Raw genomic sequence first — 14140 nt, forward strand, 5'->3', positions numbered from 1 at the left:
ACGGGGGCCATGCAAACCGCATTTGGCGGCTCGTTGGGGGTGGGCTGGCTGTGGGGTGTTACTCGGGGTCGGTGGCTCCGGCCTTGCGTAGCAAGTCGGCCACCTCGGGGACGTCTATACGGTGTTCGCAAACGGCGATGACCATGTCGTATGCGGCATCGTTTGTCATCTGCGGCACGTGACCTAGATTGATGGCGCAGAATGTCAGGCCGGCCGTGAGGGCCAGGCGCTTGTTGCCGTCGAGTAGAGCATGGTTGAGCGCGAGCGAGACCAACAGCGATGCCGCCTTCTCGGCGACCGTGGGGTAAGGCTCGAACCCGAACGCCAACGTCCGAGGACGAGCAGCGGACGCGGAGAGCAGACCCCAGTCGCGCACAGTTGGCGGGGCGCCCAGGACCTGCTCCGCGATGGCGTACAGATCAGCCTCATCGAGGTAGATCATTCGCCCAATCTCCGCAGAGCCTCGGCGTACTGCGTCTTGATCCGGTCCACGGCCTCGGTGACGGCCCGCTGCTTCGAGTACCGCTCCACATACTCACGCGTAGCCTTCACGATGAGGGCCTGCTGAGACACGCCCTCATACTCCGCCTGCTTCTTGAGGTCGGCGTCAAGGTCATCGGGTAGCCGCAGTGTCATCGCCATGAGCCAACCATAACACTCTGATACCAGAGTGATACCACCATCGGCCCGCGGCCGGCGCCTATGTTTGCAAGGCCAAGTCGCCGCCCTGCGGGCCCACCGTAAGTGATCTTTTATCAACTCTCCACGTAGTTTCGCCAGAATTGTGGTGGAGTGGGTGGTTTTTGGAACTCGTGGCGGATGTAGTCGTTCAAGTCCTGGCCGTAGATGACCATGTCGGTCAAGTGGTGGATCGACAGGATCGGAGCGGCCGGGGTCTCGCGGCCTGCTGGTACATAGCGGTGGGAGTACAGCGGGATCAGCGGTGGGACGGTGGCCAGCTTTCGGTGAGCCTTGGCCATTGACGACTCCTGGGTGTAAGGGTGCTTTCCCCAGCCTGATGGCCAGTTGCCGTTGGCCACGTACTCGAGGATGCAGGTCCTTGGCCAATTCACCTGGGCGTGTAGCGACTCGCTGTCGAGGTCTCGCCAATTTGGCCAGGACCAGGCGCCGTCGTCCGGATCGCTGTTGGTTGTCGTTCGGAGCGGGAGGCCGGCGGCCAGGAAGGCGCGGTGGCCGGCGGTGAACTCGAAACCGAAGCGGTGCTCGACTTGAGTCAACTCCACCTCGGTCAGGCCCGAGTGGATCTCGATCGTTCCCAGCTCGGCCAGGCGCTGCGCTGCCCTACGGCCGGTGTCGGCGTCGTCCGCTGTTGTCACGGCGTCACATGGTAAGTGCTTTGTGGACTCACCTGAAGATTGTCCACTATGGGCGGATTGTGCCGCTCGCCTTTGCTATTTGTCGTGCGTCCAGGGTTACAGGGGTGCTGTTTCGGATTGCCCTGGCCACTCCGTCTATTGCCTGTGCCACCAGGTCGGGGGCGTCCAAGGGGACGTAGTGGCCGGAATTCTCGGCCACTATCAGCGGTGCGTGCCAGTCCCTGGCCAGGATCTGCTGGCTTACGTGCCACAGGTCGTCCAAGGCGGGGTGTGGGATGGCCTCGAAGTTGGGGATCCACCAGTGGCGGCGGCGGGTCAGGACCACTGCGGGGACGTTCAGTGGGGTTGTTTGCAGTAGCTCCACGTGGCCGGTTATCACGTCTACCGTTGTTGCGCCGGGGCCGTCGCCGTCTACGAAGAAGTCCGTCTGGGGCCAGGTCAGGCTCTGGGACAGGGACGCGTCCACGAAGACCAGGCCGGCCACCCGGTGTGGGTGGCGGTCGGCGAAAGCTCGGGCTATCGAGCCGCCGATCGAATGGCCTACCAGCACGAACGGCTCCGCCACGCCGCGCTCGTCCAGCAGGGTGGCCAGTTCGTCGGCGAATGCGCTGAACGGCAACGGCGGGTTGGGGGCCGGTCTTGCGGGAGCGTCGCCGCAACCCGGGCGGTCGTACGTGAACACGGCGGCGCCGGGCAGCTGGCTGATCACGGGCTTCCACACGTCGCCGCCGTCGCCCAGCGCGGCGATGAACACGATCAAGGGCGGAGCGCCGGGCCGCATACTGATCGTCACGAATGCGATGCTAACCGTAACCCTGCGATCTAGGCCAGGGGCGATAAAGCTAGGCAACCGGGTCGCCGAGAGGGCACCCTGTCTGGTGTGACTGGGAGAGACGAGGCGCGGCTTCGGGACCTGAGGCTGTTGCGCCGGGTGCGGGACCGGATCGACCGGGAGTACGCGCAGCCGCTCGATGTCGAGGCGCTCGCCCGTGGCGTTCACATGTCGGCCGGTCATCTCAGCCGGGAGTTCCGGGCCGCTTACGGTGAGTCGCCGTACAGCTATCTCATGACCCGCCGGATCGAGCGGGCGATGGCCCTGCTCCGGCGGGGTGACCTTTCGGTCACCGACGTCTGCTTCACGGTCGGTTGTTCTTCGCTCGGCACGTTCAGTACGCGATTTTCCGAGCTCGTCGGCATGTCGCCCAGCGTCTACCGGCGGCGGGCCGCCGAGGACACCGCGGGCATCCCGGCCTGCATCGCCAAGCAGATCACCAGGCCGATCAGGATTCGAGAAGCGGCCCGTGACCGCGCCACCTAACGTGACCGGCATGAGCCTCTTCATCCACCAGACGTTCCTGCCCACCGATGACCCGGAGAAGTCCCTCGTCTTCTATCGGGACGCGCTCGGCTTCGAGGTCCGCAACGATGTCGGCTACGGCGACATGCGCTGGATCACGATCGGCCCGAAGGACCAGCCGCAGACCTCGATCGTGCTGAACCCGCCGGCCGCCGACCCGGGCATCACCGACGAGGAGCGCCGCACGATCGCCGAGATGATGGCCAAGGGCAGCTACGCCGGGATCGTGCTGGCGACCGAAGACCTGTCCGGCACGTTCGACCGGATCCAGGAGAGCGGCGCCGAGGTGGTGCAGGAGCCGATGGACCAGCCGTACGGCGTACGCGACTGCGCCTTCCGCGACCCCGCCGGCAACATGGTCCGGATCAGCCAGATCTGACGTGCCCGGAGGGCAGAGCCCTCCGGGCACAGGGGAGGCGCTTAAGGTCAGCGCAGCCAGCCCGGCCAGAAGACGCCGCCACCGAAGCCGGTGGACCACTGGTGGTCGGTGCAGGTGAGCCTGGTGGCGAAACGCTGGTCATCCATGATGGCGATGACGCCGGCGTTGTAGGTGCCGAGGCCCCAGCCTGATTGGGCGATCCGGATAAGCAGGTCCCGCAACGTGCTCGGGTACAGCACGCTGGCATCGCAACAGACTAAACCTACCCGTCGACGCCGCCGATGCTGATGAAGACGTTGTCGATCTCGCCGGCAAACTGGTCGTTTCCCCGCGCCGGGCCCTTTCCGCCGACCCGCAGGGGCTCCGCGTTCGCGATCGACAGCCTCGGCGGAACCCGCACCCACGCCCGCTCCGCGCCGTCCACGTGCAGCGTCAGGCGGTCGCCGACCCGCACGCATTTCAGGTCGTGCCAGCGGCCGTCGGCCACGCTCAGCCACGGCTCGGCCCGGTAGATGCCGCCCAGCCGGCCGACCAGCACGCAGCTCGGGTGGCCCAGCCGGTGGTCCACCTGCAGTTTGTACTGGCTGACCCCGCCGACCGAGTACCCCTTCTGCAGCACGTTCGCCCCGTCGGCCACGTCACCGCGGGTCATCAGCACCGAGGCGCCGTACTCCATTGGCCGCGTACCCGGATTGAGGCTGTCGTCCCGAAGTCCCTCGAGGATTGCCCTGGGGCAATCGCTTTCTCGTTCCAGGGTGCATCGGTCCGGGTAGGCGACCGCCAACCCCACCCCTTGGGGTACGAGTCGGAGCGCTCCCCCGTTCTGGCCGAGCGGGCGCAACTCGTGCTCACCGCTCACGTCGGTGATCGGCTGGTGGATGCCGCCGTCGAAGGTGTAGCGGAGGCTGACCGGCCCGTCGGCCACGCCGACCCGGCGCGAGGTGGCCTGATCCGCGAGATCCGAAGGATCGGCGAGGTCAGGGAGCTCGGTGACCGACGGGAGCACTCCGGCGGCCGGCGGCGGGACGCGGAGAGCGGCCGACCGGGCGGCCGTCGCGTCGCGATGGGCGAGAACCAGACCGACGACCATGAGCAGCACGCCCGGCAGAGCCAGCCACCACCTGATGCGAGACATGCGTTTATTGTCCGGATTGTCGACGCAGACGCCGAATCCGCACCCCCAGGGAGGCACAAAACACCCGGACGGGTGGTCCTCGGCGGATCTGGACCCGCCGGGGACCCGAGATCAGCTGCGTCGCCGTGGGTCGAAGATCAACCGATCCGGCGTGCACACCAGCTTCCCGTTCACGACCTTGCAGGTCGCCTGATAGCCGTGCGTGTAGAGCGGCGCCCCGACCCACCGGTAGCCGACCGGCGACGAGGTCCGCGGCGTGTACGGCCCGAAGTTCGCCGCGTCGTCCGTGCTCCCCGACCCGTCGTAGCGAGCCACCACCGGGTACGGATAGACCGGCCGGGTTCGGGTAACCACTCCGGCATCCACCTTGGACGCCACGATCTTGAACGGGGCGACACCGTGCTCGACCCAGTTCATCACCGGCGTGAGCACGTCGAACGTGCTGGGCCCGAGCCCGCCACCGCAGTGCGCCATGCCGGGGAAGAGATAGAGCCGGGCGAACGAGTCGACCGACCCCATGGTGTCCCGCATCGCCGCGTAGTAATTGAGCGTGGCCTGCGGCGAGATGTGCTGGTCGGACCACCCGTGCCAGAGGATCAACTTGCCGCCCGAGCGCCGGAACCGACTGAGATCCGGATCGGTGGCCGACAGGTAGGACGACGTCTGCACGGTCTTCCAGAACGACGAGACCGTGAACGTCAGGTCGGTCAATTGATACGACGGAGCCGCGACGTTGAAATACGCCAGGTAGCGCAGGAACGACAGCGCGATGTTCTCGCTGAACGTCACCTGCCCCTGCGCCGCCGGCACGAAGAGCGTCCAGTCCAACTCGGACCCCCACTCGTGCGAGATCGGCTGCTCGAGCCGGTTCCCGTCGACGTCGGTGGCCCCGTCGTGCAGCTTGCGCACCACCGCGGCCTGCGCCGTGGTCAAACACTTCGAAAGATCAGAACACACCAGGGTGTACGGGTCGAAGTGGCAATTACGCGGGTCGTCGAGGACGCCGTCGACCACCCCGTCCCACCGATCACAGGCGGCGAGCACGGCGTTGTGGATCAACGGCAGCCTGTCGGCGAGCAGGATGTAGTGGCCCTGCGCGTCCTTGTTGGCCAGCACGTTCCAGGCGTGGTGGAAGGTGTTCTGCACGACGATATTGCTGGCCGGCGCCCCGGCCGCGATCCCGTCGAAGTCGTCCGGGTAGCGCTGCGCCTCCATCACCGCCTCGCGCCCGCCGTCCGAGCAGCCGTCGAAGTAGCTGTACTTCGGCGACTTCCCGTAGAAGCGCTTGATGATCTCTTTCGCGGTGACCGCGGTGACGTGCACGCCGCGGTAGGCGAAGTCGATCTGGGCCTGCGGGTTCCCGGCGGCCCACGAGCCGTCGTTCAGCCCCTGGTGGCCCATGTCGGTGGTGGCGCTCGCGATGGTGCCGTCGACGATCGGCCGGCAGGTCGCGGCCTGGGTGTAGTTGATGGTGGAGCTGCCGCAGAGCCCACCGCAGCCGGTCTGCAGGTAGCGCTGGGTCCAGCCGTTGATCGGCAGCCGCATGACGATGGTGTCGTTGGGGGCGATGGTGCCGACCACCGCGCAGTACGGGGCCGGTGCGCCCGCGCTGCTGACGGTGGCCGACTTGAGGACGACACCGTCGAGGTGGATCGAGGTGACGTCGGCGCAGTCCATGACCGGGGTGATGACTCGCGAGGGCGACGCGGATGCGGGGACGGGTTGGAGCGTGAGGGCGGCGACCGCCGCCACGGCGAGAACTCTCAGCATGTGGCTACTCCCTGCCATCGGCCGAGGTGGATGGCGCCACCCTAGGTTGCGACACATCTTGGAAACAAGATGGCCGCCAAGATTGTCAACAATCAGCAAGTCAACGCCCCGGCCAAATGGAACGACTCCAGAATCCTGTCGCCTCGATTGTTGACAATCTGCTGCACCGCCATAGGCTGAGGACCGCGGGCTGAAGCCAAGGGGAGGCCGACATGAGGACCGTCGTAGTCACCGATCCACCGCGAGCGGACATCGAGGCCGCCGCCACCCTGGGCGAACACGGCGTGGCCACGGTGCACGAGGCCCTCGGCCGGGTCGGCTATCTCGGCCCCGAGTTCCGCCCGGCGTGGCCCGGCGCCAAGATGGGCGGCACCGCGGTGACCGTGGTCTGCTGGCCCGGCGACAACCTGATGATCCACGTGGCGGTCGAGCAGTGCCGGCCCGGCGACGTGCTGGTGGTGGCGACCAACTCGCCGTCCACCGACGGCCTCTTCGGCGAGCTCTTCGCCGGCGCGCTGCGGCAACGCGGCGTCCGGGGCGCGGTGCTGGCCAGTGGCGTACGCGATGTGGCTGATCTTCGGGAAATGCAGTTCCCGGTCTGGTCCCGGGCGATCAGCGCGCAGGGTTCGGTCAAGGCGACCGCCGGCGCGGTGAACGTGCCGATCGCGCTGGGCGGCCAGACCATTCACCCCGGCGACGTGATCCTCGGCGACGACGACGGCGTCACCCTCGTGCCCCGCGGTGACGTGCCGCGCGCGCTGACCACGGCGAAGGCCCGCCTCGACAAGGAGGCCGCCACCCGCGCCGCGTTCGCCGCCGGCGAGCTCGGTCTCGACCGCTACGGCCTGCGTAAGCGCCTGCCCGAGCTGGGCATCGAGTACGTCTCCTACGAGGAGTACGTCAAAGGTGACTGATTACGACAGCATCGGCGTTCGATGCATGATGCTGCGCGGCGGCACCTCCCGCGGTCTCTACTTCGAAGCCGCCGATCTGCCCGCCGACCCGGCCGAGCGCGACGACCTGCTGCTGCGTCTGATGGGCACACCCGACCCGCGGCAGATCGACGGTTTGGGCGGTTCGACGTCGCTGACCAGCAAAGTCGCGGTGATCTCCCGCTCGGCTGCGGAAAAAGCCGACATCGATTACCTCTTCCTGCAGCTCGGCGTGGACGAGGCAACGGTCAGCGACCGGCAGAACTGCGGAAACATCCTGGCCGGGGTCGGTCCGTTCGCGGTGGAGCGCGGCCTGGTGCCGCCCGGCGGGGAGGAGACGAGCGTACGCATCCGAATGGTCAATTCGGACAGTGTCGCCGTCGCCACCTTCGCCACCCCCGGCGGCCGCGTGGAGTACCGCGGCGATGTCGCCATCTCCGGCGTGCCCGGCACCGCATCCCCGGTCGTTCTCGGCTTCACCGAGACCGAAGGGTCGGCCACCGGCCGCCTGCTGCCGACCGGCCAGGTCCGCGACTCGATCGACGGCATCGACGTGACCTGCGTCGACAACGGCATGCCGGTGGTCCTCGCGACGGCCGAGTCGTTCGGCCTGACCGGCTACGAGTCGCACTCGGCATTGCAGAAGGATCAGGCGCTGCTGGATCGGGTCGACGCGTTCCGCCGCAAGGCCGGCCGGTTGATGGGGCTCGGCGACCCGGCCGGCACCTCGGTGCCCAAGACCGTCCTGCTCGCCCCGCCGCGCGACGGCGGTCAGCTGTCCACCCGGTCGTTCATCCCGGTGCAGCCACACACGTCGATCGGCGTGCTGGCCGCGATCAGCGTGGTCACCGGGATGCTGCTGCCCGGCGCGGTCGGGCACGAGCTCACCGCCGGCTGGCCGGCCTCCCGGATCGACGTCGAGCATCCGACCGGTCACCTGCTGGTGGATGTCATGGTCAGCGACGGCGCGGTGGTCCGCTCCGGCGTGGTGCGCACCGCTCGCAAGCTCTTCGACGGCACCGCGTTCCCCCGCGCCTGAATGGAGAAATCGTGCTGCATGAGATCGCGCACCTCGCGCACATCGAGATCCGCACGCCCGTCCTCGACGAGAGCGTCGCGTTCTTCACGAACTATCTCGGCCTGACCCCGAACGGCGAGGACGGCGACTCGGTCTTTCTGCGCGCGTGGGACGACTACGAGAACATCACGATCAAGCTGACCGCCCACGCGACCTCGGGCGTGGGCCGCACCTACCTGCGTGCGGCCGGCCCGGACGCGCTGGACAAGCGGGTCAAGGAGATCGAGGCGACCGGCCGGGGGATCGGCTGGCAGGACGGCGATCCCGGCTACGGCCCGACCTACGTCTTCACCGACCCGGACGGTCACGAGTTCGGCCTCTACTACGAGAGCGCGTGGTTCAAGCCGTCCGCCGAGTTGAAGCCGGCCCTGAAGAACCAGGCCCAGGCCTATCCGGCGCGGGGCGTCAGCGTGCGCCGGCTCGACCACATCAACTACCTGGGTGTCGACGTCGAGGCCAACCGCGACTACCTGCGCGACACCCTCGGCGCGCTGGTCACCGAGCAGATCGTGCTCGACGACGGCAGCATCGCGGGCAGCTGGACCACCTTCACCAACAAGGGTTACGACGCCGTCTACACCCGCGACCGCACCGGCACCAACGGCCGGCTCCATCACATCGCGTTCGCCACGGACACCCGCGAGGACATCCTCAAGGCCGCCGACATCGCCCTCGAACAGGGCGTCTTCATCGAGACCGGCCCGCACAAACACGCCATTCAACAAACCTTCTTCCTGTACGTCTACGAGCCCGGCGGCAACCGCATCGAGTTGTGCAACGCCGGTGCCCGCCTGGTGATCGCCCCCGACTGGCAGCCGGTCAACTGGACCGAGGCCGAGCGGGCTCGCGGTCAGGCGTGGGGCCTCAAAACCATCGACTCGTTCCACACCCATGGCACTCCACCCGTCGAAGGGGCGCACCTGTGATCATCGACTGCCACGGGCACTACACGACCGTGCCGCAGGCGCACACGGACTGGCGCAAGGCGCAGCTGTCCAGCGAGTCCACCCCGGCTTATCCGAATATTTCGGACGACGAGATCCGCGAGTCGATCGAGGGCAGCCAGCTTCGCCTGATGCGCGAGCGCGGCGTCGACCTGACGATCTTCTCGCCGCGCGCCTCGGCGATGGCCCACCACGAGGGCACCGAGGAGATCAGCCGGCAGTGGGCCGAGGCCTGCAACGACCTGATCCATCGGGTCACCCGGCTCTACCCGGACAACTTCGCCGGGGTGTGCCAGCTGCCGCAGTCGCCCGGGGTGCCGATCGCCAACTCGATCGGCGAGCTGCGCCGCTGCGTCGAGGAGCTCGGCTTCGTCGGCTGCAACCTCAACCCGGACCCGAGCGGCGGGCACTGGACGTCGGCGCCACTGACCGACCGCAGCTGGTACCCGTTCTACGAGGCGATGGTCGAGCTGGACGTGCCGGCCATGGTGCACGTGTCGGCGGTGACCAACCCGAACTTCCACGCCACCGGCTCGGCCTACCTGAACGCCGACACCACCGCGTTCATGCAGTTCATGCAGTCCGACCTGTTCAAGGACTTCCCCGACCTGCGGATGATCATCCCGCACGGCGGCGGCGCGGTGCCCTATCACTGGGGTCGCTTCCGCGGGCTGGCCGACATGCTGGACCGGCCACCCCTGGCCGAAAGCGTCATGCGCAACGTCTTCTTCGACACCTGCGTCTACCACCAGCCCGGGATCAACCTGCTGTTCGAGGTGATCGACCTGGACAACCTGATGTTCGGCTCGGAGATGGTCGGCGCGGTGCGCGGCATCGACCCGACCACCGGCCACTACTTCGACGACACCCGCCGCTATGTCGAGGCGTTGGGCCTGACGGATCCCGATCGCGCCCGGGTCTTCGAGGGAAACGCCCGCCGGGTCTACCCGCGCCTGGGAAATTAGGGGAGACATGTCTGCCGACGCCGCGCTCGACAAAGCCCGCGAGGGGTTGCGCACCGCGATCCTGCGCGGTGAATACCTGCCGGGCGAGCGCCTGGTCGAGGCCCAGCTGTGCGAGCGGCTCGGGGTGAGCCGCTTCAACGTGCGGGCGGCCATCCAGGAGCTCGCCGCCGACGGCCTGGTGAAGGTCGAGCGCAACAAGGGCGCCCACGTCCGGAAGGTGTCGATCGACGAGGCCGTCGAGATCACCGAGGTCCGCATGGTGCTCGAGGGCCTGGTCGCGGCGCGGGCCGCGGCCAAGGTGACCGACGCGCAGGCCAGCGAGCTCGACGAGATCGGGCTGCTGATGCGCCGCGCGGTCAGTGCCGGCGAGTTCCGCCGCTACAGCGACCTGAACCAGCGGCTGCACAGCCTGATCCGGGACGTCGCCGGGCACAGCACCGCCGACGGGATCATCGAGACGCTGCGCGGCCAGCTGGTCCGGCACCAGTTCATGCTGTCGCTGCACCCCGGGCGCCCGGCGATCTCGCTACCCCAGCACGAGCGGATCATCGAGGCCATCCGGGAGCGCGATCCGAAGGCGGCCGAGGACGCGATGCGCGCCCACATCGCCAGCGTGATCGAGGCGCTCCGGGACATGGACGCGGGAGAGGTGCGATGAGGATCGCGGTGCTCGGCCTCGGCGAGGCCGGCGGCCTGATCTCCGCCGATCTGGCGGCGGCCGGTGCGGACGTGCACGGCTACGACCCCCGGGTCGGCCCGCCGGCGGGAGTGCACGACACCGGGAGTGCGGCCGAGGCCTGCACCGGTGCCGACCTGGTGCTCAGCCTCAACAGTGCGGCCGATGCCCCGGATGCGCTGGCCGAGGGCCTGCCCGGCTGTGCGCCCGGGATCCTCTGGGCCGATCTGAACACCGCGTCGCCCGGCGAGAAGCAGGCGCTCGAGCAGGCCGCGGCGGGCCGGGTCCGGCTCGTCGACGTGGCGATGATGTCGCCGGTGCCGGGTCACGGCCTGCGTGTCCCGATGACCGCGAGCGGCCCGGCCGCCACGGCGTACGCCGAAGCGATCTCGCCGTTCGGTGCGACGGTGACCGTGCTGGACGGGCCGGTCGGCTCGGCCGCCACCCACAAGCTGCTGCGCAGTGTGTTCTACAAGGGACTCGCGGCCGCCGTGCTGGAGGCGACCGCCGCGGCCGAGGCCGCCGGCCTGGCCGACTGGCTCCGCGGAAACATCACCGAAGAGCTGGTCAAGGCGGATGCGGCGACGCTGGAACGTCTGCTCACCGGCTCGAAGACGCATGCCGTGCGGCGGATCCACGAGATGGCGGCGGCCGAGCGCCTCCTCGACGATCTCGGCGTCCCGCCCCGGGTCACGAGGGCCAGCCGAGACTGGCTCACCGACCTCGCGTAGACCTGCCTCGAAGCAGTGTTGTCATGATTGTTAACAATCATTTTATGGGTCGCTGCCGCCTGCCATCTGGCGCTTAGCATCAGCTCGGTCAACGCCAGGCAAAATCGTTGACAATCCTGTAACCGAGGCTCTAGCGTTCCTGCAAGTGGCTCGGGACACACTGCGCCTTCGGGACGGGACATTGGTCTACGTAACTGTAGATCCTTCGCCCTCGCGTGCAGTACCAGTCAATTCCGACCAACGGAAACATCCGGTCCGGTTCCAATGACGTAGAGGTTGCTGAGAACCATGCTGAGAACACGACTCATCGCGTTGTTTGCCGTCACTGCCCTGGTCGCGAGCGCGGCCGGCTGCGGCGGCTCCGACGATTCTTCCGACAACGGCACCGCGGCAAGCGGTCCGGACAAGGTCAAGGTCGGAGTCATCCCGATCGTTGACGTGGCACCGATCTACCTCGGTAAAGCCAAGGGCTTCTTCACGAAGCAGAACATCGACCTCTCCCTGGAGCAGGCTCAGGGTGGCGCCGCGATCGTGCCCGCCGTGGTCAGCGGGCAATACCAGTTCGGCTTCAGCAACGTGGTGTCGCTGATGCTCGGCCAGTCCAAGAACGTGCCGATCAAGGCCGTCGCCAACGGCAACAACGCCACCGCCGACCCGGCCAAGGACTTCAGCGGCCTGGTCGTAAAGGACCCGGCGATCACCCGCCCGAAGGACCTCGAGGGCAAGACGGTCGCCAGCAACACCCTGAAGAACATCGTGGACACCTCGGTGAAGGACCTCGTCCGCAAGGACGGCGGCGACCCGTCGAAGGTCAAGTTCGTGGAGATCCCCTTCCCTGACATGGCGGCGGCTCTCGACGCCAACCGGGTGCAGGCGATCTTCGTGGTCGAGCCGTTCCTGGCCGCGGCCAAGGCCAAGGGCTGGAAGACGATCGGCTCGTTCGCCGGCGTCAGCCCGAACCTGCAGGTCTCGGCGTACTTCACCTCGACCCAGCTGCTGGGCGAGAAGGCCGACCTGGCCAAGCGGTTCACCGCCGCGATGAAGGAGTCGCTGACCTACGCCGCCGCCCACCCCGACGAGGTGCGGCAGATCGTCACGACCTACACGACGATCAAGGCGGAGGCCGCCGCGGCGATGACCCTCCCGGGGTACGCCAGCGAGATCGACAAGGCGTCGCTCGACACGCTGAGCACCATCCTGGTCCAGGAAGGCCTGCTCACGGCCCCGGCCGATACGGCAAAGCTGGTCCAGTGACGACGTCACCAAACACTCTGCGCAGGGCCGGAGACAATCCGGCCCTGCTCGGGCTCGCCGGGATCCTCGCCTTCGGCGCACTGCTGGAGGTCCTCCCGCGGGTGGGCGTTCTCCCATCGGAGTACTTTCCGCCCACCAGCAAGATCATTGCCGCGCTGATCGACGAGTTCGGCCGCGGCGACTTCTGGCAGGCAGTGGTCGGTACGGTCTCGACCTGGCTGATCGGTCTCGCGATCGCGGTCCTGGCCGGCATCGTGCTCGGCATCCTCATCGGATCGGTGCCGGTGCTGCGGCTCGCCACCGCGTCCACCATCGAGTTCCTCCGCCCGATCCCGTCGGTGGCACTGCTCCCGCTCGCGGTCGTGCTGTTCAGTGCCCCGATCCGATCGATCCTGCTGCTGGTCGTCTACGCGTCCTTCTGGCAGGTGCTGATCCAGGTTCTGCACGGCGTCACCGACGTCGACCCGGTGGCCCGGGAGACCGCGGCCTCCTACCGGCTCAACCGCTGGCGCCAGGCGCGCTACCTGGTCTGGCCGACCACCCTGCCCTATGCGATGACCGGCATCCGCCTCGCCGCCTCGGTCGCCCTGGTCCTCACCATCACCGGTGAGCTCCTGATCGGCGGCACCAAGGGGATCGGCGAGCAGATCGCGGTGGCGCAGAGCAGCATCGCGGTGCCGTCGATGTATGCCCTGATCGTCGTCTCCGGTCTGATCGGCCTGGTCGCCAACCTGGCCACCCGCCGAGCCGAGCGCATGGTGCTCGCGTGGCACCCCTCGGTGCGAAGGGAGCTACCACTATGACCCGCGTTCTCGGCCGTGCCGGCCTGCTGCTCGGCCTGCCCGTCGTCCTGCTGGTCACCTGGTGGTTCGCGAGCGCCGGCAGCAAGAGCTTCTACCAGCCGCCGCTGGAGACCATCGTCAAGGTCTTCCCGGACACCTGGACCGGCGCGCGCTTCAAGAGCGACGTGTTCCCCAGCCTGATCCGGCTCTTCATCGGGTACGGCCTGGCCGTTGCCCTGGGCATCGCCCTCGGCGTGCTGATCGGCGCGAACCGCCGGCTGCGCGCCCTGGTCGAGCCGCTCCTCGAGTTCCTCCGGGCGATCCCGCCACCGGTCCTGGTGCCGATCCTGATTCTCATCGCCGGCATCGGCAACCCGACCAAGGTGCTGGTCATCGTGATCGGCGGCATCTGGCCGGTCCTGCTGAACACGGTGGAGGGGGTGCGCGGCGTCGACGAGGTCCTCGCCGACACCTGCCGCAGCTACCGCATCGGCGGCTGGCTCCGGCTGCGCACGTTCATCCTGCGGGCGGCAAGTCCGCAGATCGTGGTCGGCGCTCGCCAGGCGCTCTCGATCAGCATCATCATGATGGTGATCGGCGAGTTGCTCGGGGCCACCAACGGCCTCGGCTACACCGTCGTCGAGTTCCAGCGCGGCTTCCAGATCCCCGAGATGTGGAGCGGCGTGTTCGTCCTGGGCCTGCTCGGCGTCCTGCTGTCCCTGGCCTTCACCCTCGTCGAGCGACGAGTCCTGAGTTGGTACCACGGCGCACGCGCCGCCGAGCGCAGCGGTCACTAAGGG

General features: G+C 67.9%; 18 protein-coding genes. 11 read left to right on the top strand and 7 right to left on the bottom strand.

What is annotated here, in order from left to right; genetic code table 11:
• Window positions 1-58: 58 nt before the first annotated feature.
• From Adu01nite_RS32725 to Adu01nite_RS32740, 4 genes are all read right to left on the bottom strand, one after another.
• Window positions 59-442: a type II toxin-antitoxin system death-on-curing family toxin gene (locus Adu01nite_RS32725; protein WP_203732738.1), complete on the bottom strand. Its 384-nt coding sequence runs from the start codon at window positions 440-442 to the stop codon at window positions 59-61.
• Window positions 439-642: a ribbon-helix-helix domain-containing protein gene (locus Adu01nite_RS32730; protein WP_203732740.1), complete on the bottom strand. Its 204-nt coding sequence runs from the start codon at window positions 640-642 to the stop codon at window positions 439-441. The genes Adu01nite_RS32725 and Adu01nite_RS32730 overlap by 4 nt, the downstream gene beginning before the upstream one ends.
• Before the next feature lie 113 nt (window positions 643-755).
• The gene (locus tag Adu01nite_RS32735; protein ID WP_203732742.1) at window positions 756-1337 is read right to left on the bottom strand and encodes a hypothetical protein; all 582 of its coding nucleotides are present in this window, start codon (window positions 1335-1337) and stop codon (window positions 756-758) included.
• A gap of 46 nt (window positions 1338-1383) precedes the next feature.
• A complete protein-coding gene (locus Adu01nite_RS32740) occupies window positions 1384-2130 on the bottom strand; it encodes an alpha/beta fold hydrolase (RefSeq protein ID WP_239132863.1) in 747 nt (248 codons plus the stop codon).
• An 87-nt stretch (window positions 2131-2217) separates the two neighbouring features.
• Here Adu01nite_RS32740 and Adu01nite_RS32745 point away from each other — a divergent pair, with 87 nt between their 5' ends.
• Together Adu01nite_RS32745 and Adu01nite_RS32750 are read left to right on the top strand one after the other, a co-directional pair.
• Window positions 2218-2655 (top strand): helix-turn-helix transcriptional regulator, encoded by a 438-nt coding sequence (locus Adu01nite_RS32745; RefSeq protein ID WP_203732743.1) that lies wholly within the window; start codon window positions 2218-2220, stop codon window positions 2653-2655.
• Window positions 2656-2665: 10 nt separating this feature from the next.
• Window positions 2666-3073 (top strand): VOC family protein, encoded by a 408-nt coding sequence (locus Adu01nite_RS32750; protein ID WP_203732745.1) that lies wholly within the window; start codon window positions 2666-2668, stop codon window positions 3071-3073.
• A gap of 47 nt (window positions 3074-3120) precedes the next feature.
• Here Adu01nite_RS32750 and Adu01nite_RS32755 read toward each other — a convergent pair whose 3' ends face one another.
• The 3 genes from Adu01nite_RS32755 to Adu01nite_RS32765 all read right to left on the bottom strand — a co-directional run bounded on the left by Adu01nite_RS32755 (window position 3121) and on the right by Adu01nite_RS32765 (window position 5978).
• Window positions 3121-3312: a hypothetical protein gene (locus Adu01nite_RS32755; RefSeq protein ID WP_203732747.1), complete on the bottom strand. Its 192-nt coding sequence runs from the start codon at window positions 3310-3312 to the stop codon at window positions 3121-3123.
• Between the two features lie 23 nt (window positions 3313-3335).
• The gene (locus Adu01nite_RS32760) at window positions 3336-4208 is read right to left on the bottom strand and encodes a LamG domain-containing protein (protein WP_239132864.1); all 873 of its coding nucleotides are present in this window, start codon (window positions 4206-4208) and stop codon (window positions 3336-3338) included.
• Window positions 4209-4319: 111 nt separating this feature from the next.
• On the bottom strand, window positions 4320-5978 hold the full coding sequence (locus tag Adu01nite_RS32765) for a tannase/feruloyl esterase family alpha/beta hydrolase (RefSeq protein ID WP_203732749.1): 1659 nt from the start codon (window positions 5976-5978) through the stop codon (window positions 4320-4322).
• 212 nt (window positions 5979-6190) lie between these two features.
• Here Adu01nite_RS32765 and Adu01nite_RS32770 point away from each other — a divergent pair, with 212 nt between their 5' ends.
• The 9 genes from Adu01nite_RS32770 to Adu01nite_RS32810 all read left to right on the top strand — a co-directional run bounded on the left by Adu01nite_RS32770 (window position 6191) and on the right by Adu01nite_RS32810 (window position 14137).
• A complete protein-coding gene (locus tag Adu01nite_RS32770) occupies window positions 6191-6892 on the top strand; it encodes a 4-carboxy-4-hydroxy-2-oxoadipate aldolase/oxaloacetate decarboxylase (protein WP_203732751.1) in 702 nt (233 codons plus the stop codon).
• Window positions 6885-7949 carry a 4-oxalomesaconate tautomerase gene (locus tag Adu01nite_RS32775; protein ID WP_239132865.1) on the top strand — a complete coding sequence of 355 codons (1065 nt, stop codon included), beginning with the start codon at window positions 6885-6887 and terminating at the stop codon, window positions 7947-7949. Before Adu01nite_RS32770 ends, Adu01nite_RS32775 begins: the two co-directional genes overlap by 8 nt.
• An 11-nt stretch (window positions 7950-7960) precedes the next feature.
• The gene (locus Adu01nite_RS32780) at window positions 7961-8914 is read left to right on the top strand and encodes a VOC family protein (RefSeq protein WP_239132866.1); all 954 of its coding nucleotides are present in this window, start codon (window positions 7961-7963) and stop codon (window positions 8912-8914) included.
• On the top strand, window positions 8911-9897 hold the full coding sequence (locus tag Adu01nite_RS32785) for an amidohydrolase family protein (RefSeq protein ID WP_203732753.1): 987 nt from the start codon (window positions 8911-8913) through the stop codon (window positions 9895-9897). Before Adu01nite_RS32780 ends, Adu01nite_RS32785 begins: the two co-directional genes overlap by 4 nt.
• 7 nt (window positions 9898-9904) lie before the next feature.
• The gene (locus Adu01nite_RS32790; RefSeq protein WP_203732755.1) at window positions 9905-10555 is read left to right on the top strand and encodes a GntR family transcriptional regulator; all 651 of its coding nucleotides are present in this window, start codon (window positions 9905-9907) and stop codon (window positions 10553-10555) included.
• Window positions 10552-11304 carry an NAD(P)-dependent oxidoreductase gene (locus Adu01nite_RS32795; RefSeq protein ID WP_203732757.1) on the top strand — a complete coding sequence of 251 codons (753 nt, stop codon included), beginning with the start codon at window positions 10552-10554 and terminating at the stop codon, window positions 11302-11304. Before Adu01nite_RS32790 ends, Adu01nite_RS32795 begins: the two co-directional genes overlap by 4 nt.
• 288 nt (window positions 11305-11592) lie before the next feature.
• Window positions 11593-12558 carry an ABC transporter substrate-binding protein gene (locus Adu01nite_RS32800; RefSeq protein ID WP_239132867.1) on the top strand — a complete coding sequence of 322 codons (966 nt, stop codon included), beginning with the start codon at window positions 11593-11595 and terminating at the stop codon, window positions 12556-12558.
• Complete coding sequence (locus Adu01nite_RS32805; RefSeq protein ID WP_203732759.1) at window positions 12555-13361, top strand: ABC transporter permease; 807 nt, start codon at window positions 12555-12557, stop codon at window positions 13359-13361. The genes Adu01nite_RS32800 and Adu01nite_RS32805 overlap by 4 nt, the downstream gene beginning before the upstream one ends.
• Entirely contained in the window at window positions 13358-14137 is a 780-nt protein-coding gene (locus Adu01nite_RS32810; protein ID WP_203732761.1) for an ABC transporter permease, read from the top strand. Before Adu01nite_RS32805 ends, Adu01nite_RS32810 begins: the two co-directional genes overlap by 4 nt.
• The last annotated feature ends 3 nt before the right edge of the window (window positions 14138-14140 follow it).

This window comes from Paractinoplanes durhamensis (assembly GCF_016862175.1).
Taxonomy (GTDB): Bacteria; Actinomycetota; Actinomycetes; order Mycobacteriales; family Micromonosporaceae; genus Actinoplanes; species Actinoplanes durhamensis.